The organism is Providencia sp. PROV255 (assembly GCF_028478065.1).
Lineage (GTDB): Bacteria > Pseudomonadota > Gammaproteobacteria > Enterobacterales > Enterobacteriaceae > Providencia > Providencia rettgeri.
The window spans coordinates 87,248-109,788 of record NZ_JAMPMI010000010.1 but is presented as its reverse complement, the minus strand read 5'-3'; the positions used below and the strand labels follow the sequence as shown (position 1 = coordinate 109,788).

Below are 22,541 nucleotides of genomic sequence, written 5' to 3'. Positions count from 1 at the left end.
CCGCAGTGGCGAAAAAACAGCAACATAGAGCAAATTGTGTATTATTTGCCTTTGATGGCCTTAATTACATTAATCATTTCAAGTGCTGTCAGTGCAGCTTCAGCACCTTTATTACCTGCTTTAGTACCCGCACGTTCAATAGCTTGTTCAATATTTTCAGTGGTTAACACACCAAAAGTCACTGGAACTTCACTGTTCATCGCAACATGAGATAAACCGGAGCTACATTCACCTGCAACGTATTCAAAGTGAGCAGTACCACCACGAATCACAGTACCTAATGCAATCACTGCATCATATTTATTCGTTTCAACCAATGCTTTTGTGGTCAATGGCAGCTCATAAGCGCCTGGAACCCACACAATTGTAATATTGTCATTTGAAACCTGACCAATGCGTTCTAACGCATCAACAGCACCTTCCAGCAGACTATCATTAATAAAGTTGTTAAAACGAGCGATAGCGATAGCAACACGCGCTTGTGGAGCAGCAACAACACCTTTAATTACGTTCATAGCCTTCCTCTAATATTAATTATAACCCGCGGGGCGCGGATTTTATCACATTCTTTCGTGTATCGTACGTATGATTTTCAAAAAAACCACTTACCATACGGGACGAAGCCTGACACGAAGGTCTGGCCCGACTTGCTTCACTTCTGTAAATTCAAATTTTGGCGCATCAACAAGGGCGTTAAGCGGCGGAAAGTCCACCAAACCTCGAGCGCTGTCACCTAATAATTTAGGTGCAATATAGACAATCAGTTCGTCAACTAAACCTAGCTTAAGTAATGAGCCAGCGAGTTTTGCTCCCGCCTCAACCCAAATGCTATTCACATTACGTTTAGCCAGCTGCATCATCAAAATAACCAGATCGGTGCCGTTTTCATCTGCTGGAATAGCGATTTGCTCAATTTTTCCTTGCCATACCGCATTTTCATCTGGGGTTGAGCGCACTAACCAACATTCACCATCTAATTGAGTAACTTTATGGTCAGGAGTCACTCGATTGTGATTATCTAGCACAATACGAATGGGTTGGCGTACTTGGCTTTCTGGATACACTTGTTGGATATCTGATGGGAGCTCACTCCAACGTACCGTTAAAGAAGGGTCATCAGCAACAACCGTGCTGCTCGTACTTAAAATAGCACTTGCCTCGGCTCGAAGAGCTTGTACATCTTTGCGAGCTGCCGGGCTGGTAATCCATTTGCTTTCCCCAGATTCAAGGGCGGTCTTGCCATCAAGCGAAGCAGCAAGTTTCAACTGGATATAGGGAAACCCGGTACGCATACGTTTTAAAAAGCCACGGTTCGCCGCTTCAGCATCGTCTAATAAAACATTACTACGTGTTTCAATTCCTGCTTGCGACAACATATACAGACCACGGCCTGCAACCTGAGGATTTGGGTCTTGCATCGCCGCTACAACTCGGCTTACACCTGCATTAATCAGTGCTTCTGCACAAGGCGGAGTGCGGCCGTGATGACTACAAGGCTCAAGGGTGACATAGGCCGTTGCCCCTTGCGCTTTTTCTCCTGCCATACGCAATGCGTGAACCTCAGCGTGGGGTTCCCCTGCTTTCTGATGATACCCTTCACCGACAATGGCACCATCACGCACAATCACACACCCGACATTTGGATTAGGTGATGTAGTAAAACGCCCTTTTCGTGCCAATTCAAAAGCACGAGCCATATACATGTTGTCTTGTTCAATCATTGGCGTTAATCCTGTAATTTAGCGATTTCTTCGCCAAATTCGCGCACATCTTCAAAGCTGCGGTAAACAGAAGCAAAACGGATATAGGCAACTTTATCGAGCTTTTTCAGTTCATCCATAACCAAACTACCAATCAATTTAGACGGAACTTCACGTTCCCCCGTAGCCCGAAGCTGAGATTTAATAGAAATAATAGCTTGCTCAATGTCATCAGAACTTACAGGCCGTTTTTCTAATGCCTTTTGCATACCTCGATTAAGCTTTTCTTCATCAAAAGGTTCACGAATATCGTCGCTTTTAATGACTCTAGGCATGACAAGCTCAGCGACTTCAAAAGTGGTGAAGCGTTCATGACAAAGTAAGCACTGGCGGCGTCTACGGACTTGGGACCCTTCACCGACCAGACGCGAGTCAATAACTTTCGTATCTACAGCTGAGCAGAATGGGCAGTGCATAGCGTTTCCTGAATCTATTTAGGGGGAGATAGTTTACCCTACTGTGCGAGAAAAAACACCCTAGAAGATGCCTCCTAGGGTGTTCTCGTTGCTCTTCATATTTCGCGTTGTAGGGGTGTTGGCATCGTTTATTAACCCTAGTCACATACTTTTGTATGCTCCTAGGGATTAATTACACTTGCCGCCTACCTACAACACGAACTATTTTGAGCACTAATTGGCTTAACTCTTTATTATTCCCGTTGTAGGGGTATTGGCATCGCTTATGAACCCTAGTCACATACTTTTGTATGCTCCTAGGGATTAATTACACTTGCCGCCTACCTACAACACGAACTATTTTGAGTGCTAATTAGCTTAGTTACTCATCATTTTTAAAACTAAGGCAGTAATGACTCTTGGTCTGCGCCTTCTTTTTCGACTTTCGCTTGCATCAAGTGTTCACGCTTCATACCCATCTTCAGTGCTAATGCAGAAGCCACATAAATAGATGAGATAGTACCGATAGTTACACCGATTAACATAACCAATGAGAAGCCTTCTAACATTGCGCCACCGAACAGGTATAGCATCAGAACCACTAATAATGTGGTGGCTGATGTCATGATGGTACGGCTCAATGTTTGCGTCAAAGAGACGTTCATGATTTCGTACGGTGTACCACGGCGTATTTTACGGAAGTTTTCACGGATACGGTCTGATACAACGATACTGTCGTTCAGTGAGTAACCAATAACTGACATCAATGATGCCACAATAGTCATATCTATCTCTATATGGAACAAAGACAGAATACCTAAAGTGATCACCACATCATGCGCAAGAGATAACACGGCACCCGCGGCCAAACGCCATTCAAAACGGAAACCAACGTAGACTAGGATACAAATCAACGCAGTTAACAGAGCCAAAGCCCCTGTTTGCGCTAATTCAGCCCCAACACTTGGCCCCACGAATTCAATGCGTTTTACGGTTGCTTTATCATCCACATTTTGGTTGATAATCGTGATAATTTCTTTACCGACTTCTTGACCAGCAGTGCCTTCAATTGGCGGAATACGGATCATGATATCGCGGCTGCTACCAAAGTTTTGGATTAATGGATCTTTATGATTCGAGTTAGACAAGCTATCACGAATTTTATCCAAATCAGCTGGCTGACTTAAGTTGATTTCAATTACCGTACCACCGGTAAAATCTAAGCCCCAGTTAAAACCTTTGACGCCAATAATCACAAAAGAAGCTATCAGTAATACGATAGAAATGCTAAAGGCAACGTTGTCCCAGCGCATAAAGTCATAAACTTTACGGCCATAGTTCAATTGTTCAACAGTATAATCCTGTGCCACAACGTGCTCCTTAAATTGACAGCTTGTTAATACGTTTACCGCCGTAAAGCAGGTTCACGATAGCACGTGTACCAACGATAGCTGTAAACATAGAGGTTGCGACACCAATCGCTGTCGTAATCGCAAAGCCTTTAATAGACCCAGTACCCACTGCATAGAGAATAATCGCAGTGATCAGTGTCGTTAAGTTTGCGTCTGTAATACTTGAGAAGGCGCCTTTATACCCTTCATGAATTGCTTGCTGAACAGATCGACCGTTCTTGAGCTCTTCTTTAATCCGTTCGTTAATTAGAACGTTCGCATCGACGGCAACCGCAAGGGTTAATACGATACCGGCAATACCAGGCATAGTCAGTGTTGCGCCCGGTAATAAGGACATCACCCCAACAATTAACACCAAGTTTGCCAACAGCGCGCTACTCGCAATCAGACCAAATTTACGATAGTAAATAATCATAAATAGGATAGAAGCTAACAGACCTGCAATACAGGCTTTCAGCCCTTGCTCGATATTTTGCATACCTAGTGTTGGGCCAATGGTACGTTCTTCAACAATTTGGATTGGCGCAATCAACGCACCTGCACGTAACAGTAATGAAAGCTGGCGAGCTTCAGTGCCGTTAGTAATACCAGTAATACGGAATTTGCTACCAAAACGTGCAGAAATACGTGCCGCATTGATGACTTTTTCATCTTTCACCAAAATTGAACGGCCCGTTGCATCTTTCTTGCCACTGTCTTTGTATTCAACAAACAGCGTTGCCATCAGCTTGTCTTGGTTATCACGTGTAAAGTCAGACATGATAGAACCACCAGAACTATCAAGACTGATACTCACTTGTGGTTGACCGTTTTCATCCGCATCAGATGTTGAGTCGGTAATATGGTCACCCGTTAAGATCACACGCTTATATAAGACATAAGGCATGCCTTCACGGTCATATTTAACTTCTGAATCACCTGGTACACGGCCACTTTCCGCTGCAGAAGAATCCACAGCGGTATTCACTAGACGGAATTCTAATGTCGCAGTCGCACCTAAAATTTCTTTTGCGCGCGCGGTATCTTGAATACCCGGTAATTCAACCACAATTCGGTCAGCGCCTTGGCGTTGAACGAGTGGCTCCGCAACACCTAATTGGTTTACACGGTTGCGAATAATAGTAATGTTCTGAGAAACCGCGTAGTTACGTGCTTCACGTAAACGCTCGTCGGTCATCACTGCGATCATGGTGTTATCGCTGCCATCACTAAAGACTAAGTCTGGGTATTTACGAGACAATGCTTTTTCAGCTTGGCTACGATCATCCGCGTTACGGAAACGAACTTCCACGCTATAATCATTGCCTTTACGAATAGAAGAGTACGCAATGCCTTCTTGACGCAGGTCATTACGCAAACCATCCATGTTTTGTTCCTGCAATTTACCTAATGCAGTGTCCATATCAACTTCCATCAGGAAGTGAACCCCACCACGCAGATCAAGACCAAGCTTCATCGGTTCACCACCGATAGCTTCGAGCCACTTTGGCGTTGCAGGTGCAAGGTTTAATGCAACAACATACTGGTCACCCAGTGCATTCATGATCACTTCACGCGCACGTAACTGAACATCAGAGTTGTTGAATCGGGCTAAAATGGCCCCATTTTCTAGAGAGATAGATTTACTCTCAATTTTATCGTCTTTTAACGATTTCTGGACTTGGATCAGCGTTTGTTCATTGGCGGCGGTTCCCCGCACGCCAGTGATCTGAACAGCCGGATCCTCACCATATAGGTTTGGAAGTGCATAAAGCAAACCGATGAGGATCGCGAAGATCAACATCAGATACTTCCACAAAGGATAACGGTTTAGCACGGCAGTTCCCTTCGGGAGAATCAGAATTAAATTGCTTTCATTGTGCCTTTAGGTAAAACAGCAGCAACGAAATCACGTTTGATGGTTACTTCTGTGTTCTCACTCAGCTCAAGAACCACATAACCGGTTTCAGACACTTTAGTTACACGTCCGATTAAACCGCCAGTTGTTAAAACTTCATCACCTTTAGTGATAGATTCCATCAATTTACGGTGTTCTTTCGCACGTTTTTGCTGTGGACGCAAAATCATGAAATAGAAGATCAGCGCGAAAACAACAAGCATGATAACCATAGTGTACGGGCTACCTTGCGCTGGTGCACCTGCTGACGCCGCTGCTTCAGAAATAAAAAAACTCATTCAACTTTCCTCATTGTTTTATTGAAAGCAATTTTACATACAAAAAAGCTAAGTTTGATATGCTACACAGATTAATGGCATTTCGCACTTAAATTCATTCGATATTTAATGAAGGTTCAGGTTTACCAATCTTTTGGTAAAAATCTTTAGCAAACTCTTCAAAATTCCCATTTTCAATGGCTTGGCGAATACCGGCCATCAAGCGCTGGTAATAACGTAAATTATGGATGGTATTGAGCCTTGCACCAAGAATTTCATTACATCTATCAAGATGATGCAGATAAGCGCGGCTATAATGACGACAAGTATAGCAATCACACTCAGCATCCAGTGTTGATGTGTCTGATTTATACTTAGCATTACGAATTTTTACCACGCCATTTGTCACAAATAAATGCCCATTTCGCGCATTTCGTGTTGGCATCACACAATCGAACATATCGATTCCGCGACGAACCCCTTCCACTAAATCTTCAGGCTTACCAACCCCCATTAAGTAACGAGGTTTTTCCGCTGGAATTTGCGGGCAGACATGTTCTAAGATTCGGTGCATATCTTCTTTCGGTTCGCCAACGGCTAAGCCGCCTACAGCGTACCCATCAAAGCCGATTTCCACCAGCCCCTTAACTGAAATATCACGTAAATCTTCGTAAACACTACCTTGAATAATGCCGAATAAGGCATTTTTATTGTTAAGTTCGTCAAAACGTTGGCGGCTACGTGCAGCCCAACGCAGCGACATTTCCATTGATGTCTTTGCATAGTCCCAATCTGCTGGATATGGCGTACACTCGTCAAAAATCATGACAATATCTGAACCGAGGTCATACTGAATTTCCATCGACTTTTCAGGACTTAGGAAAACTTTTTCACCGTTGATTGGGTTACGAAAATGCACACCTTCTTCTTTAATTTTGCGCATCGCACCAAGACTAAAGACCTGAAAGCCACCTGAATCGGTTAAAATTGGGCCTTGCCATTGCATAAAGTCATGGAGGTCACCATGCAACTTCATAATTTCTTGCCCAGGGCGCAACCACAAGTGGAAAGTGTTCCCTAATAAGATTTGAGCACCAGTCTCTTTAACTTCTTCCGGTGTCATGCCCTTAACAGTACCGTAGGTTCCTACTGGCATAAATGCAGGGGTTTCCACCACACCGCGCTCAAAAACTAAGCGACCACGGCGTGCATTGCCATCGGTCGTTTGTAATTCATATTTCACGTTTGCCTCCTAGCAGCAGAAAAACAGTCTGTTGCTATTGATAATATTAATTTGCTAAGCAAGCAGCCGATGCCACCGCTTCAAACTGATTACTCACCAATTTTCTCGAATCGAGCATTTGTATTGGGGGTAATGAACATAGCATCACCATAACTAAAAAAGCGGTATTTTTGTTCAACGGCTTCTTTATATGCATTCATGGTGTTTTTGTATCCAGCAAACGCAGAAACCAACATAATTAATGTCGATTCCGGTAAGTGGAAGTTGGTGATCAGTGCATCTATCACCTGATATTCATACCCTGGATAAATAAAGATTTGGGTATCATCAAAAAATGGAGCAATTAAAGCATCTTGGCTCGCTTTTGCGGCACTTTCGAGCGACCGAACGGACGTTGTTCCAACAGCGATAACGCGGTTACCTCGTGCTTTACAGGCTAAAACAGCGTCTACGACCTCTTGTGGCACTTCTGCATATTCAGAATGCATAATGTGATCTTCGATAGTATCAACTCGTACAGGTTGAAAGGTACCGGCTCCCACATGCAATGTTACAAACGCCATTTCTACGCCTTTTTGGCGCAATGCTTCAAGTAACGGTTCATCAAAGTGTAAGCCCGCCGTTGGTGCTGCAACAGCCCCTGGTTTTTCACTATATACGGTTTGATAAAGTTCTTTATCTGATTCTTCATCAGGACGATCAATATAAGGCGGGAGAGGCATATGACCAATTTGGTTTAGAATGCTTAATACATCACGTTCATCGTCAAAACGCAGTTCAAACAATGCACCATGACGCGCGACCATCGTCGCATTCACGCTTTCATCTTCGCCTAGCAGTAATTCAGCCCCTTCTTTTGGTGCTTTTGATGCCCTAACATGAGCGAGCACGCGGTGTTCATCCAACATACGCTCAATCAGAACTTCAATTTTACCACCGCTAACTTTGCGCCCAAATAACCGTGCGGGGATCACGCGAGTGTTATTGAACACCAGCAAGTCACCATGCTCCAATTTTTCTAGAATATCGGTAAAAACACCATGCGTGAGCTGCCCTGAGCCGCCATCTAGGCTTAATAAACGGCAAGCACTACGCTCAGCCTGCGGATAATGGGCAATCAGTTCTTCAGGTAATTCAAAAGTAAAATCAGAAACACGCATTGTATTGACATCAATCTAAAAAAACAGGCGACTAGTCTAGTGCCGCACTGACTTTGGCGCAAGAAATAAGCGCAAGATCGGACAAAAAACCACCATTTTTTAACAAATAATTTGTTAGCAAAAAATTCTGCATACTATTTATCCATTCAAAGAATGAATTATTTCAATTTCAATAAACTTTTATAACAAATTGATTTCGACTTTTTTCTACTCGATAGGTATACCCATGAATTTCAAATTAGAGGAATTCTTTATTCCTCTGCCAAGTAATGTCCTGTGAGTTTCGAATTCAACATAATTACTGCTATAGTTTGAGCAATCAAAAAGTTAGCTAAGCTGCGTTGCATGTCCTATGGATTTCGAATCACAGGTAGGCAACTTACATAGATTCGAACTATCAAGAATATTTTTTCTTTTGTTTCTCAATGTTCATACCCCATGAATTTCGAATTAGAGCAAGGCAGCAAGCAAATTGATCCCTAGGAGCATACATCAGTATGTGACTAGGGTCGATTTGTGCAGCTAACACAGCTATAATTTGAAAGGCATCGGGTATATCATAGGAGGATGAATTACCTAGCTCACCTCCACCTGGCCCATCTCGCTGGCAGCTCCTTACTCGGCAACATCATGGCTGACTACGTCCGCGGTAACCCTGTGGGCCTTTACTCCCCCGAAATTGTCTCTGGTATCTTTATGCATCGAACTGTCGACCGCATTACAGATACTCACCCTTTAGTCAAAGAAGCTAAATTGTTATTTCGTGATGAATATCGCCGTGTTGCCCCCATAACATTGGATTTAGTTTGGGACCATTTTTTATCGCTGCATTGGTCAACTATTGAGCCATCAATACCGCTAGTAGACTTTGTACGTGACTGCCGAAAAATAATTGAGCCGCAGCTTTGTCATACCCCTGAAAAATTCCAGGAGTTAAATGAATATCTCTGGCCTCAACAGTGGCTAATACGCTATGCAGATAAAAATTATATTGGAAAATCACTGAGTGGGATGGCAAGAAGACGCCCCAAGCTCAGTGCGCTAAGTGGTTCATTTGATGATTTTTTATTGCAGTATGATGCGTTAGAAACTATTTTCTTTCAATTTTATCCGCAAATGATGGCTAATGCGCTGCAACATTTTTTTGTACAGAATGTCACAATTAACACAAAGGAATAAATTAAAGCTTGCACTTTAGTGGAATAAAACTATCTTATTGATATTAATTTGATAAACCAGTATTATTGATAGTTAAAACCTATCACAATAATCGGTTTAAATGACTTTATTGTCAAAAGATCTTTTTCTATTCTTTCAGAAGTCTAAATCCACACTATTTATCAGTGATTAAATAGACAGGACAAAAAACTTTAATTCAAACTCATAGGAGTAAATTATGGTTCTGGTAACACGTCAAGCCCCTGACTTTACTGCAGCAGCTGTTTTAGGTAACGGTGAAATCGTTGAAAACTTCAACTTAAAAAAACACATTGCTGGTAAACCTGCTGTCATCTTCTTCTGGCCAATGGATTTTACTTTCGTTTGCCCTTCAGAGCTGATCGCATTTGACCACCGCTATGAAGAATTCCAAAAACGTGGTGTAGAAATCATCGGTGTTTCTTTTGACTCTGAGTTTGTTCATAACGCATGGCGTCAAACATCCGTAGATAAAGGCGGTATTGGTGAAGTTAAATACCCAATGGTTGCTGATATCAAACGTGAAATCATGGCAGCATACGGCATCGTGCACCCAGATGCAGGCGTTGCACTGCGTGGCTCTTTCCTCGTTGACAAAAAAGGTGTTGTTCGCCACCAAGTGGTTAATGACCTACCATTAGGCCGTAATATCGACGAAATGCTGCGTATGGTTGACGCGCTGCAATTCCACGAAGAGCACGGTGATGTTTGCCCAGCTCAGTGGGAAAAAGGCCAAGAAGGTATGAATGCATCTCCAAAAGGCGTTGCTGACTACCTGACTAAAAACTCTGCAAAACTGTAATTCGTTACGCGAGTTTTAGAAAAGCGGGCATCAAGCCCGCTTTTTACTTTTGTGAACCAAGTCTATCTTTTCTCTTCCTACTCGCAATTATTCCACTCAGTTAACAATTCTTAACTCAAATACTCAATGTTTTGTATTATTGTGTGCTATACATTAAAAACACAAATAATTAACAAACTATTCATATTGAATATTTGTGCGATAGAACAACTCAATTAACCCTAACTGGGAGATACGAATGATAAAAACATCATTACGCCCTGCGGTTCTATTTCTTTCCTTACTTGTTTCTAATCAGCTGTATGCCGCTTCTGAACCTGCCGTTGAAGCAAAAAAAGGTATGGTTGTTTCCTCCCAACATTTAGCATCACAAATTGGGGCTGATATTCTAAAATCAGGCGGCAATGCTATTGATGCCGCTGTTGCGGTAGGATATGCACAAGCCGTAGTTAACCCTTGCTGTGGCAATATCGGCGGTGGTGGCTTTATGACTATTCATCTAGCCGATGGCAAAGATTTATTTATTAATTTCAGAGAAACCGCGCCCGGTGCCGCTAGTGCAGATATGTATTTAGACAAAGACGGTAAGTTAATCAAAGATGCGAGCCTATATGGCTACCTCGCGTCAGGTGTACCAGGTACCGTTAAAGGCCTAGACTATGCCTTAGAAAAATACGGTACGATGAGCCGCCAGCAGGTGATGGCGCCGGCTATTAAATTAGCGAGAGAAGGCTTTGTGCTGACTAGAGCGGATACTGATGTCCTCGACACCACGACAGAACGTTTTAAACAAGACCCAGAAGTCGCACGTATCTTCTTAAAACCGGATGGTCGTTCTTTCCAACCCGGTGACTTGTTAGTTCAGACCGATTTAGCTAACACCTTAGAAAAAATTGCCCAAAATGGCCCTTCTGCTTTTTACGAAGGAGAAATCCCCAAAATTGTGGAAGAAGCCTCTAAGAAAAATGGCGGCATCTTAACCGCAAAAGATTTTGCAGATTTTACTATCACAGATACAGCGCCTGTTAGCTGTACCTATAGAGGCTATCAATTTATTTCTGCACCACCACCAAGTTCAGGTGGAGTGACTATCTGCCAAACGCTTAATATCTTAGAAGGGTATGACCTCAAAGAAATGGGCTTTAACTCCGCGGACTATATTCATACTCTAACGGAAGCGATGCGCCATGCTTATATGGACAGAAATACCTTCCTCGGTGATCCTGAGTTTGTCGATAACCCAACGGAAAAGCTACTCAGCAAAGCCTATGCAGAAGAGTTACGCAAAGAAATCAAACCCAACCAAGCAACGCCATCCACGCAAGTTCAACCAGGAATAGGGCCTCACGAAAAACCGGAGACCACGCATTACTCTGTCGTCGATGAAAAAGGAAATGCGGTTTCAACTACTTACACGATTAATGGTCGCTTTGGCTCTGTGGTGATCCCGCCCGGAACTGGCTTTTTCTTAAACGATGAAATGGATGACTTCACCACCAAAGTAGGTGAAAAAAACCTGTATGGTTTAGTACAAGGTGAACGCAATTCTATTGCACCAGGTAAGCGCCCACTGTCATCCATGAGCCCAACTATCGTAACGAAAGATGGCAAAGTATTTCTAGTTCTCGGTTCACCCGGAGGCTCACGAATTATTTCGATTACGCTGCAAACCGCTTTAAATATTATCGACCATGGTATGCCACCACAAGAAGCCGTTAATGCACCGCGTATTCACCACCAGTGGCTCCCTGATGAGGTTTATTATGAGCAAAGAGGCGTTTCTAAAGACACCTTAGCACTACTCGATAAAATGGGTTACCAGATGGTTGAACAAACACCGTGGGGTGCCGCCGAGCTGATTATGGTCGCGATCCCTGAAGGAGCTGGTGTTAGTGCCAAATCTTCGGGTAATGATTCCGCTGTTTCAGGGAAAGTTCGCGAAGGTTTCATTTATGGCTCTAACGATGTACGTCGCCCAGCAGGGAGTGCTGTCGGTGTTGATTAATGGCCTAATAAAATAGAAAAAGGAGCTATTTAGCTCCTTTTTTGTAATTTCAATTAATTACACTTGCTTATGCTGTGCAGCAGGTGACACAAACTTATCGCATAAAATAGCCACGACCATCACAACAACAGTTGGTAATACCCAGACTAAGTCTTGTTTATACAGTGGCATTGCTGTCATCCATTCAGGAATATAACCTTTAAGATGGTCTGACGCTTTTACGGCACCGATTAAACCGACGACAAAGCTAACTAACATTGTCGGCGCAATCACTATCGTTGGGTTTTTCCACCACTTCAAAGTAAAGCTTAATAAAATTAAGACAATACAAGGTGGATAAATTGAAACTAGCACGGGTAATGAGAAGGCGATTAACTTACTCAAACCTAAGTTTGAGATCACCATGGAGAACACACCCAAGATCAACACCAGTTTACGGTAAGAAATCGGTACATAGCGGCTAAAGAACTCGGCACAGGCACAAGTTAAACCCACGGCAGTTACCATACAGGCAACAAAGATTAATACCGCAAGGAAGAAGCTACCGTAATTACCAAAAGTATATTGAACATAGGTATGTAAAATATCAGCGCCATCAGCAGGGTTTGGAATTAACGAACCGCTATTCTCACCAAGCTTAAACAAGGACAAATAGACCAGAGTTAATAATACCCCTGCAATTAACCCTGCCCACATAGTGTAACGGGTTAATAGTGAAGAGTTTTCGATACCCCTTGAACGCGCCGCATTAACAATAACGATACCAAATACCATAGCACCAAGGGTATCCATAGTTAGATAACCATTGATAAAGCCATTCGAGAAAGCCATCTCACGGTATTCTATTGTAGAAGGGATCGGATCCCCCGCAGGCCACATGACAGCCGCAATACCCAAAATAGCCAAGGCTAACATTTTTACAGGTGCTAAAATGTGCCCAACGCTATCGAGCAGTTTTCCGGGATATAGTGAAATACCGATAACTAGAACGAAGTAAACTACGCTGTAGATAAGTAACAGCATATCGGACTCACCACCGAATAAAGGTGCGATACCGACTTTATAGGATACAGTCGCCGTTCTTGGCGTTGCAAATAGAGGCCCTACAGACAAATAAGCAACAACCGCCAATAGTAACCCTGCCGTTTTGCCAACGGGTGTACTGAGCGCTTCAATGCCCCCACCCACTTTAGCTAGCGCAATAACGGTTAAAACAGGTAAACCCACGCCTGTAACCAAAAACCCTAGTGCCGCAGTCCAAACTTGTTCCCCTGCCTGCAAGCCAACCATGGGGGGAAAGATAATGTTTCCTGCCCCTACGAATAACGCAAAAGTCATAAAGCCTAATGCGATGATATCTCTTGATGATAAACGATGAGCCATATTATGTTATTTTTAAGTGACAAAATAGAAAATTATGGGTTTACACTTAGCAACCCTTTGAAATATATATAGCGAGATAGAATTCTGATAAACATACTGTTAACAATATAAAAAAGCATGTTTGTTTGTATCATACGAAATGAAAAGTCAAAAAACAGAAAAATTCGCCAATAACTGACAACAAGTAGAACTTTTATAGGGCAAAAAGGCAATAGCAAACCGAAAAACAAGAATAAATAACTAAACTAATTTTCAGAACTAGTGATTACTTTCAGTAAAATCCCAATACTCGTTATATGCTTTGCTCGAAAAATGAACAACTCGTCTTTTTCTGGTGATTAAAATTGATTATTTAACAGAATATATAATTAATGTGATAGCAATAATCAGCATTAAATATATATGTTTTGAATTTAATACAGGTATGGATTGATAAATAGAAACAATCCACTTTATTAATATTTTGATTATATTAACAAAGTGGAATTATTTACCCATTTTTAAGTTTTTTGTCATCAACAATAAATACTGGCGGTAAAGTAAATGAAAACTCACTCCCTTTACCTAATTGACTTGTTACCACCAATTGGCTGCTATGGTGCTGTAATGCATGTTTAACAATAGCCAACCCAAGGCCGGTACCTCCACCGCCTTGGCGGGAGCGTGCTTTATCTACCCGATAAAACCGTTCTGTCAAACGAGGAATATGCTCTGTAGGTATCCCTTGCCCGTTATCTCTCACACTAAAACGAGCACCCTGACCATTTCTTTGCCATTCAACCCAAATTTTGGTGCCTTCTGGCGTATGGCTGATTGCGTTATAGACTAAATTCGCCACTGCACTTCGTAATTGTTCTTCATTACCATGGACACGCAATTTTTCATCAACATGAAATTCAAACTGGTGGCGCCCTTGGCTTAAACTTAACGCTTCTTGCTCAATCATTTTGAGAATGACAGGGATATTCACTTGCTCATCAAGGTTAATTTGAGGAGCAATTTCTATACGTGATAACTGCAAAAGCTGTTTAACCAAGTTATCCATACGATGAGTTTGCTCTTGCATGACATGCAGTGCTTTTTTATTGGCCGCAGTGACATTTTCTTGGTCATCCATGACCTCAAGGTAGCCTTGAATGACAGTAAGAGGAGTTCGTAATTCATGGCTTACATTCGCAAAGAAGTCCCTACGGGCCTTTTCCAAACGGCGTTTTTCTGTCACATCTCGAGCTACCATCAATAACTGCCCTTCGGTATACGGCAAGATACGAAATTCAACAATTTCACCACTATTGAGCTCGATAGTCAGCGCTTGGTCATAACGCTTAATGGTGAAGTATCGGCTAAAATCTGGGTAACGTAATAAATTAAAAATATGTTGGCCATTATCTTCAGGCCAACGGAAACCGAGTAAAGCCTGCGCATGACGATTACACCAGAAGATATTCCCTTCTGTTGTCATCATAACCACCGCTTCAGGTAGTGATTCTGCACCACTACGAAACCGTTTAATTAACTGGCCTAGCTCACGACGGCGTTTACGATTACGTTGTTGCATCTGGTAGATGCCATAAAATATCGGTTCCCACCCTCCTTTCCCCTCGGGTGGTAACATGCTTTTATCGAGCCACAACCAGTAAGAAAGTTTAAGTAGGTTATACCCATGCCATGTCAGTGCAGCAAGTAGCGATATCACTAATAGCCACGCTAGGTGGCCAATAAAAACCGATAAGATAAGGGCGGGTAAGATAAATAAAAACAGCCCCCAAATCAGCTGCTTAATCGATAAACGTTCAAGCACGCATGCCTCTCCCTTTGTGGTTTTTAGTAACGGATAGAAAAACGATAACCTGTACCGCGTACAGTTTGTACCATTTTATCATGACCTTCCGTCTCTAGTGCCTTTCTTAACCGCCGAATATGGACATCAACGGTTCTATCTTCCACATACACATTGGCTCCCCATACATAATTTAGTAGCTGTTCTCTACTATATACGCGTTCAGGGTGAGTCATGAAGAAATGCAGTAATTTATATTCAGTTGGCCCCATATCGATAGGGATTTCATTGCTGGTCACACGATGAGAAGTAGGGTCTAACGTTAACCCATTCATTTCAATAATATCTTCCGTCGCCATTGGTGAAATACGACGTAAAATTGCCTTTACCCGAGCGATTAATTCCTTTGGTGAAAACGGCTTAATCAGATAGTCATCCGCGCCAACTTCCAAACCTTTTACGCGGTCTTCTTCTTCTCCTCGTGCGGTTAACATCATGACAGGAACGTCACGTGTTGCGCTATCACGCTTCATATGCTTAATTACTTGGATACCGGAGCCCCCTGGGATCATCCAATCCAGTAGTACGAGATCGGGTAGAGGGTCAACGAGTTGTGCAATCGCACTGTCATAATCATCAGCTTCAATAGGCTGAAAACCATTCTGTTCTAATACAAAACAAACCATTTCTCGGATGGGCGCTTCATCTTCAACAACTAGAATGCGTCTTGCCATGATTGTTCCTGTAAAATTAAGAAGACATTTAAAATGTGAAAGTATTATGCGTCACTTTTATGACAGAATTATGAATATCAATGAGCAAAACTCATATTAATCTTTATTTTAGCGGTTAAATGTCATTTAAGTGAAATATTTCCGCAACATGGTAATAAAGCCGCAAACATCCCTCAACGAGTTATCTGGATCAGGTATACTTAGTTATCGAACGCTCGTGCACATTATTGTTGATAGGAATTGATAGCTCATGCGCATTATTCATACTTCAGACTGGCACCTTGGTCAGTATTTTTTTACCAAAAGCCGTGCGCCTGAGCACCAACATTTCTTGAATTGGCTCGTTGAACAAGTGGAATTACATCACGTTGATGCAGTCATCGTTGCTGGTGATATCTTCGATACAGGCTCTCCGCCTAGCTATGCACGTGAACTGTACAACAAATTTATTGTTGATTTACAAAAAACAGGCTGCCAATTAGTCATTTTAAGCGGTAATCACGACTCAGTTTCTGTACTCAATGAATCAAGTGCTCTACTTCGTTACTTAAATACACAAGTCATTACGTCGGGAAGTGAGCCCCAAGTTATTACCTTAGTCAATAAACAGGCTCAACCTATTGGTTTAGTCTGTGCCATTCCTTTTTTACGCCCTCGAGATATTCAACTAAGTATTGCAGGACAAAATATTGAAGAGAAACAACGCTCGCTGCAAACAGCTATTCATGATCATTACCAAGCCAGCTACCAACTCGCGCTAGAACAGCGAACCGCTTTGGGGCTGGATATTCCAATTATTGCAACAGGCCATTTAACTGTTGTCGGCGCAGCCTTAACTGACTCTGTACGAGATATTTATATTGGTACGTTAGATGCGTTTCCTTCAGGGGCTTTTCCGCCTGCTGACTATATCGCCCTTGGCCATATTCACCGGTCCCAAGTGATTGGAGGACAAGAAAATATTCGCTACTGCGGTTCACCTATTGCATTGAGCTTTGACGAAACAACACAACAAAAAAGTGTCTGCCTTGTTGAATTCAGCGGAAGTGAATTGACTCAAATCACACCACTGGAAATCCCGACTATTCAGCCATTACAAAGTATTAAAGGCTCCTTAAACCAAATAGAACAGCAATTAGAGATATGGAAAGATTACCAAGGTGATAAACCGGTTTGGCTTGATATTGAAGTTGCTTCACAAGATTACCTCGCTGATATCCAACAACGTATTGAAGCTTTGACACAAGACCTCCCAGTCGAAGTCGTAATACTACGCCGTGCACGCAAGCAAATACAGGGACAAAGCCAAACCTTGGCCAATGAAACATTGAGTGAACTCACCGTAGAAGACGTTTTTTTACGCCGCCTTGCTCAAGAGTCTTTAGAAGATCCTGAGCGTGAACAGCGTCTATTCCAGCTATTTCAACAATCTTATGACGCATTGCAACTGAGCAAGGAAAGTTAATATGAAAATTTTAAGTTTACGTTTAAAAAATATTAACTCTCTTAGAGGTGAATGGAAAATTGATTTCACTGAAGAGCCATTTGCTAGCAATGGCCTGTTTGCCATTACGGGTGCCACTGGTGCAGGGAAAACAACCTTATTGGATGCGATTTGCCTCGCGCTTTATCACCGAACACCGCGTTTAAAAACCATTTCTAATGCACAAAATGAACTGATGACTCGCCATACAGGGGAATGCCTCGCGGAGGTAGAGTTTGAGGTCAAAGGTAAAGCTTATCGAGCCTTTTGGAGCCAACGACGGGCTGGAGGGAAACCTGATGGCAATTTACAACAGCCTAAAGCGGAGCTTGCAACGGTTGCTAATGGTAAAATATTGACCGTAAAAATCACAGAGATAAAAGAATTAGTGGCGCAAATAACAGGGCTTGATTATGAGCGTTTTACTAAATCCATTTTACTCTCCCAAGGGGACTTCGCGGCTTTTTTAAATGCCTCTGAGAAAGAACGCGCTGATTTACTTGAAGAAATTACAGGCACCGAAATTTATAGCCAAATTTCAATTTATGTTTTTAATCAACACAAGCAAGCCAAAATTGACTTAGATTTGCTAAAAGCAAAAGCGCAAAACATTAATTTACTCACAGAAGTAGAACATCAAGAATTATTGGTACAGCAAAACGATTTGCTTGAACAAGAAGCACAAACCAAGCAACAGCGTGCTCGCCACCAACAAGGGGTTAATTGGTGGCAACAATATCATCAACTCACCCAGCGCATGCAATCACTTGATGAAGAACTCAAAAAAAACGAACTTGAGTTCCAAGCCGCGCAACCTCAATTAAAAAGATTAGCTGATAGTGCCCCTGCGGAATCCCTTCGTCCATTATGGCAGGAAGTTGAACGACAACAGCAACAACTCACTGAATACACGAATAAACAACACCATTTGAAACTTAGCTTGCAAACCCAACAAACTGAGCGCGCCCCACTGCAAGAAAAGTTGTTTAAATCGCAATCCGAGTATCAACAACACCTTGATTTTGCCAAACAACAACATCAATTGATTGATGAAACAGTCAGGCCTCTTGATAACCAAATTGCACAATTGAAACAGCAACAATCTGAAATTAAACAGCAAATTGAACAACAACAAATCACTCTTCAGCAAAAGCAATGCTTAGTTAGTGAAACGCAAAGTCAGATCCAAAATGCGTACCTTGAGTTAAAAAAACACAATATATTCCTAGAAGAACACCCAAAAGACGCTGAGCTCAGTTCACGAATAGGCAGTTGGCAACAACAAGGCCATTTTATTTTCGAATTAGCTGATAAACTGGCCAGCTTGCACGAAAAACAACAGATACTTTCAAATGAAGTCGAGCAGTTACAGCGGCAACAGCAGCAGCAAACAGAGAAATTATCCCAAAAACGTCTCGAGTTAGAGCACAGCACTGTAGCGTTCAAAAAACAAGAAGAAATCTACAAGCGAAACCAAGAAAAACATGACATTAACACCATCAATCAACACATTGAACAGCTACAAGCACGTTTGCAACATGCTAAGTTATTGCCATTAATATTATCTCAATGCCTTAATGCGCAAACGCAAAAACAGAAACAGCTCCAAAAAGATGTTGAATTAGCGCAAGATATCATCACTACGCAAAAAGCGTTGAGCCTTGCGGTAACACATATTAATGAATTGACCCCACTCATCAAACTAACCAATGATAAATTACAATTAGAACAAAAAATTGTCAGCCTAGAGCATGAGCGCCAGCAACTAATAGCAGGTAACCCCTGCCCATTATGTGGTTCAACAGAACACCCGGCAGTTAACGATTATCAATCAATCCATCTCAGTGAAACACAGCAACAACTCATTGAACTAACAAATAAACTCGACCAATTAAAACAACAACAAACTCAGTTAGAATCACAACTTCACACACAAAAACAACGTCAAAACGAAAATTTACAGCAACAGCAGCAAATCAATGAACAATTCGATGTATTTAACCAACAGTGGCAAAAGACATGTGAGCAAGCACTCACACCTGAGTTGGCCCAAAATGAACAAGCCGTTACGCTCTTTGTTAATCAATTAACAGAGCAATTGGCGACGCAACAGAAAATAGTTGTGGATATGGCTGCTCTTGAGCGTGAATACCAGCAAACCAAACATCATTTACACGAACAACAAGCAAGCTTTACCCAGTTGCAATCAGACCTGTTATTAGTCGAAGAACGCTTAAAAAACCAAACACAACAACATGATGAGTTGCAAAAAGAACAGAGCCAATTCCAACAACGTAAACAGAGACAAATAGAGCAGTGGCAATCTACCCTAGCGCCATTTAACTTAAATGTGCCAGATAAAGATAAGTTCGATGAATGGGTTCTCGATATTACTCAGCGAAGTGAGCGTTTTAATAACCAAAAAATGGCGGCGCAAACACTTAGCCAACAAATTGAGGTCAATAATGCCACATTAAAAGTTGAGTCAGAGCAACTCAATATTCTCAATCAACAAATTGAACAAGAAAGAAATCGCCTTAAACAAATTGAGTTAGGTTTAGAGCAAAAAACAGCGCAACGAAAAACACTGCTTTCTGGCTTAGCTATCAGCCAATTTATTCAGCAGTTGAATGACAAACAAACCATACTTTTCCAAACTCAGGAACAATTAAGCAAACAACTCAATGAGGTTGATAAAGCCATCGCATCTATGAATGGAAGTTATCAAGAGCTCATTGACGCCTGTGAAAAAACAAAACTGGCGCAAATACAAGCTAATACCCTGTTTACTCAAGCACTTATGGATAGCCCATTTCGTCATCAACAAGCTTTCCTTGATGCGTTAATCAGTCATGAAGAAAAACAACAATTAGAAGCACTAAAACAACATATTAACCAAGCTCGCATACAGTGTGAAACGCGTTATAAAGAGGGGTTGCAGGCTATTGAAGCACTGAATCAACAGCGTATCACTGATTTTTCAGCGCTTAATGAAACGCAATTACAAACAATTGTTACTCAGTTCGATGAAGAAATTAAGCAAATAAACCAAAAACAAGGCCAGATAATTAACCAGCTCAGTACAGACAAGCAACTGCGCCATCAACAACAAGATTTGCTGCAACAAATAGAAAAAAGCCAATTAAGTTATGATGACTGGAGCTATCTCAGCTTACTTATTGGTTCTGCTGAAGGAGATAAATTCCGACGTTATGCGCAAGGCTTAACTTTGGACTGTTTAGTTTCTTTAGCAAATCAACAGCTTGAGAAACTTCATGGCCGCTATTTATTACAGCGTAGCCACCAAGCAAACCTTGAATTACAAGTTATTGATGGCTGGCAAGCGGATAGCATTCGAGATATTAAAACCCTTTCGGGTGGGGAAAGTTTTTTAGTGAGTTTAGCATTAGCTTTAGCGCTATCCGATATGGTAAGTCACCGTACACAATTAGAATCGCTCTTTTTAGACGAAGGTTTTGGTACTTTAGATGCAGAAACGTTAGATATTGCCCTTGATGCATTAGAAAGTTTAAATGCATCTGGCAAAACTATTGGCGTAATTAGCCATGTGGAAGCAATGAAAGAACGTATTCCCGTCCAAATTGCAGTGAAAAAAGGCAATGGGCTTGGCTTTAGCGAACTTCCCGCACAATATCGCATCACCTAACTCAATTTAGTGACCATTCAGGGTGGGAAATTTCCCCACCCTGATGATTAAATCGCCTCTAATGCTAATTCCAATGCATATTTAAGGTCATTCACATTTTCAATACCTATAGATAGACGAACTAAATTATCACTAATACCGATTTGCTCTCTGACCTTTTGAGCAACACCTGAATGAGTTGTCGATGCCGGATGGCTAGCGAGCGACTCAGTTCCCCCTAAACTAACCGCTAATTTAAAGATTGCTAAGTTGTCTAGAAAACGAAATGCATCCGCCTCATTATTCCCTACATTGATAGAGAAAGTTGAACCCGCTCCTGTACATTGTTTTTGATAAACTTGATGCTCTACACTCGCTTTCGGAAAAAAAGCAGGAAATTGCACTTTACTGACTTTAGGGTGCTGATGGAGATATTCAGCTAATATTTTTGCACTCTCATTTGCCCTTTCCATACGTAATTGTAATGTTTCTAACGACCGCCCTAACATCCAGCTAGAGTGAGGGTCAAGCTGTGTACCGATGGCATTACGTTGAGCTTTTACTTTCTTGACTAGCTTCTGACTTCCAACCACCGCACCTGCGACTAAGTCTGAATGCCCTCCCACATATTTAGTTAGTGAGTACACACTCAAATCTGCACCTAACGACAAAGGCTTTTGAAACACAGGCCCTAGCAACGTATTGTCGCAAATGACTAACGGAGTTTGCCCATTTTGCTTCGCAGCTATCTGCTTAGCCACATGGCTAATTAATTCAATATCAACAAGTGTATTCAATGGGTTAGATGGTGTTTCAATATAGATAGCCGCAATTTTTTGCTCTTTCCCGACTCGATTAGCAACTTCTAAGATGGATTTCTGCTCGTACCCATTTTGAAATGGAACCGAAGTTATTCCGAAACGAGCCAACGTGTTTAAAAATAGGGTTTCAGTTCCACCATAGAGTGGCTGAGAGTGGAGTAGTACATCACCCGGTTGCAATACTGCCATTAAGCAAGTTGTAATTGCCGACATACCGGAAGAAAATAGTGCTGCGCTTTCTGCACCTTCATACAGGGCTAGTCTATCTTCAACAATCTCACTATTTGGGTGGTTAAAACGTGAATACACCAGTCCTTGTTTCTGGTTTTCGCTTGTTTGTGTGCGCCCACTAACTAAATTAAAAAAATCTTTTCCTTCCTGAGCAGTTTTAAATACAAATGTAGATGTCAGAAAAACAGGCGGTTTAATTGATCCTTCTGAAAGCTTAGGGTCATACCCATAACTCATCATTAAAGTTTCTGGGGATAATTCTTTACCTTGTAAGTCCTTTTTATAGCTTTGTTCTGACATTTTTAGCTCCAATACGGTTTATCATCATATCTCTA

At 41.8% G+C, this 22,541-nt stretch carries 17 protein-coding genes; 5 read left to right on the top strand and 12 right to left on the bottom strand.

Features of this window, described 5'->3' with window-relative positions; all coding sequences use genetic code 11:
- Positions 1–41: 41 nt before the first annotated feature.
- The 8 genes from ribH to queA form a co-directional block, all read right to left on the bottom strand.
- Positions 42–515 (bottom strand): 6,7-dimethyl-8-ribityllumazine synthase, encoded by a 474-nt coding sequence (ribH, locus tag PR725_RS12035; protein WP_004905531.1) that lies wholly within the window; start codon positions 513–515, stop codon positions 42–44.
- Between the two features lie 90 nt (positions 516–605).
- A complete protein-coding gene (gene ribD / locus PR725_RS12030) occupies positions 606–1,721 on the bottom strand; it encodes a bifunctional diaminohydroxyphosphoribosylaminopyrimidine deaminase/5-amino-6-(5-phosphoribosylamino)uracil reductase RibD (RefSeq protein WP_272569165.1) in 1,116 nt (371 codons plus the stop codon).
- 5 nt (positions 1,722–1,726) lie between these two features.
- Positions 1,727–2,176: a transcriptional regulator NrdR gene (gene nrdR, locus PR725_RS12025; RefSeq protein ID WP_004914623.1), complete on the bottom strand. Its 450-nt coding sequence runs from the start codon at positions 2,174–2,176 to the stop codon at positions 1,727–1,729.
- A 380-nt stretch (positions 2,177–2,556) separates the two neighbouring features.
- Positions 2,557–3,525 (bottom strand): protein translocase subunit SecF, encoded by a 969-nt coding sequence (secF, locus tag PR725_RS12020; protein ID WP_004914625.1) that lies wholly within the window; start codon positions 3,523–3,525, stop codon positions 2,557–2,559.
- A gap of 10 nt (positions 3,526–3,535) precedes the next feature.
- Positions 3,536–5,383 (bottom strand): protein translocase subunit SecD, encoded by a 1,848-nt coding sequence (gene secD / locus PR725_RS12015; protein ID WP_004914628.1) that lies wholly within the window; start codon positions 5,381–5,383, stop codon positions 3,536–3,538.
- A 26-nt stretch (positions 5,384–5,409) separates the two neighbouring features.
- Positions 5,410–5,742: a preprotein translocase subunit YajC gene (gene yajC, locus PR725_RS12010; protein ID WP_004905542.1), complete on the bottom strand. Its 333-nt coding sequence runs from the start codon at positions 5,740–5,742 to the stop codon at positions 5,410–5,412.
- Positions 5,743–5,836: 94 nt separating this feature from the next.
- Complete coding sequence (gene tgt / locus PR725_RS12005) at positions 5,837–6,964, bottom strand: tRNA guanosine(34) transglycosylase Tgt (protein ID WP_004914630.1); 1,128 nt, start codon at positions 6,962–6,964, stop codon at positions 5,837–5,839.
- Between the two features lie 89 nt (positions 6,965–7,053).
- A complete protein-coding gene (gene queA / locus PR725_RS12000; protein WP_109911878.1) occupies positions 7,054–8,124 on the bottom strand; it encodes a tRNA preQ1(34) S-adenosylmethionine ribosyltransferase-isomerase QueA in 1,071 nt (356 codons plus the stop codon).
- Between the two features lie 567 nt (positions 8,125–8,691).
- Here queA and PR725_RS11995 point away from each other — a divergent pair.
- The 3 genes from PR725_RS11995 to ggt all read left to right on the top strand — a co-directional run bounded on the left by PR725_RS11995 (position 8,692) and on the right by ggt (position 12,128).
- On the top strand, positions 8,692–9,303 hold the full coding sequence (locus PR725_RS11995) for an acyl carrier protein phosphodiesterase (protein ID WP_164528432.1): 612 nt from the start codon (positions 8,692–8,694) through the stop codon (positions 9,301–9,303).
- 217 nt (positions 9,304–9,520) lie between these two features.
- Entirely contained in the window at positions 9,521–10,123 is a 603-nt protein-coding gene (locus PR725_RS11990) for a peroxiredoxin C (RefSeq protein ID WP_196718561.1), read from the top strand.
- A 238-nt stretch (positions 10,124–10,361) separates the two neighbouring features.
- The gene (ggt, locus tag PR725_RS11985) at positions 10,362–12,128 is read left to right on the top strand and encodes a gamma-glutamyltransferase (protein ID WP_164528430.1); all 1,767 of its coding nucleotides are present in this window, start codon (positions 10,362–10,364) and stop codon (positions 12,126–12,128) included.
- 57 nt (positions 12,129–12,185) lie between these two features.
- Here the strand turns inward: ggt and brnQ are convergent, their stop codons facing one another.
- From brnQ to phoB, 3 genes are all read right to left on the bottom strand, one after another.
- On the bottom strand, positions 12,186–13,511 hold the full coding sequence (gene brnQ, locus PR725_RS11980) for a branched-chain amino acid transport system II carrier protein (protein ID WP_004914636.1): 1,326 nt from the start codon (positions 13,509–13,511) through the stop codon (positions 12,186–12,188).
- A gap of 490 nt (positions 13,512–14,001) precedes the next feature.
- Positions 14,002–15,312, bottom strand: coding sequence for a phosphate regulon sensor histidine kinase PhoR (gene phoR, locus PR725_RS11975; RefSeq protein ID WP_272569160.1), 1,311 nt, complete (start codon positions 15,310–15,312; stop codon positions 14,002–14,004).
- 23 nt (positions 15,313–15,335) lie between these two features.
- Positions 15,336–16,025: a phosphate regulon transcriptional regulator PhoB gene (gene phoB, locus PR725_RS11970; protein WP_004914638.1), complete on the bottom strand. Its 690-nt coding sequence runs from the start codon at positions 16,023–16,025 to the stop codon at positions 15,336–15,338.
- A gap of 250 nt (positions 16,026–16,275) precedes the next feature.
- Here phoB and sbcD point away from each other — a divergent pair, with 250 nt between their 5' ends.
- Together sbcD and PR725_RS11960 are read left to right on the top strand one after the other, a co-directional pair.
- Positions 16,276–17,490 (top strand): exonuclease subunit SbcD, encoded by a 1,215-nt coding sequence (gene sbcD, locus PR725_RS11965; protein ID WP_272569158.1) that lies wholly within the window; start codon positions 16,276–16,278, stop codon positions 17,488–17,490.
- Between the two features lies 1 nt (position 17,491).
- On the top strand, positions 17,492–21,175 hold the full coding sequence (locus PR725_RS11960) for an AAA family ATPase (RefSeq protein ID WP_272569156.1): 3,684 nt from the start codon (positions 17,492–17,494) through the stop codon (positions 21,173–21,175).
- A 47-nt stretch (positions 21,176–21,222) separates the two neighbouring features.
- Here the strand turns inward: PR725_RS11960 and PR725_RS11955 are convergent, their stop codons facing one another.
- Positions 21,223–22,506: a cystathionine gamma-synthase family protein gene (locus PR725_RS11955; RefSeq protein ID WP_272569153.1), complete on the bottom strand. Its 1,284-nt coding sequence runs from the start codon at positions 22,504–22,506 to the stop codon at positions 21,223–21,225.
- Positions 22,507–22,541 lie beyond the last annotated feature (35 nt).

Coding starts and splice junctions, on each gene's coding strand:
- ribH (WP_004905531.1), bottom strand. CDS start 515: ATGAACGTAATTAAAGGTGTTGTTGCTGCTCCACAAGCGCGTGTTGCT.
- ribD (WP_272569165.1), bottom strand. CDS start 1,721: ATGATTGAACAAGACAACATGTATATGGCTCGTGCTTTTGAATTGGCA.
- nrdR (WP_004914623.1), bottom strand. CDS start 2,176: ATGCACTGCCCATTCTGCTCAGCTGTAGATACGAAAGTTATTGACTCG.
- yajC (WP_004905542.1), bottom strand. CDS start 5,742: ATGAGTTTTTTTATTTCTGAAGCAGCGGCGTCAGCAGGTGCACCAGCG.
- queA (WP_109911878.1), bottom strand. CDS start 8,124: ATGCGTGTTTCTGATTTTACTTTTGAATTACCTGAAGAACTGATTGCC.
- PR725_RS11995 (WP_164528432.1), top strand. CDS start 8,692: ATGAATTACCTAGCTCACCTCCACCTGGCCCATCTCGCTGGCAGCTCC.
- PR725_RS11990 (WP_196718561.1), top strand. CDS start 9,521: ATGGTTCTGGTAACACGTCAAGCCCCTGACTTTACTGCAGCAGCTGTT.
- ggt (WP_164528430.1), top strand. CDS start 10,362: ATGATAAAAACATCATTACGCCCTGCGGTTCTATTTCTTTCCTTACTT.
- brnQ (WP_004914636.1), bottom strand. CDS start 13,511: ATGGCTCATCGTTTATCATCAAGAGATATCATCGCATTAGGCTTTATG.
- phoB (WP_004914638.1), bottom strand. CDS start 16,025: ATGGCAAGACGCATTCTAGTTGTTGAAGATGAAGCGCCCATCCGAGAA.
- sbcD (WP_272569158.1), top strand. CDS start 16,276: ATGCGCATTATTCATACTTCAGACTGGCACCTTGGTCAGTATTTTTTT.
- PR725_RS11960 (WP_272569156.1), top strand. CDS start 17,492: ATGAAAATTTTAAGTTTACGTTTAAAAAATATTAACTCTCTTAGAGGT.
- PR725_RS11955 (WP_272569153.1), bottom strand. CDS start 22,506: ATGTCAGAACAAAGCTATAAAAAGGACTTACAAGGTAAAGAATTATCC.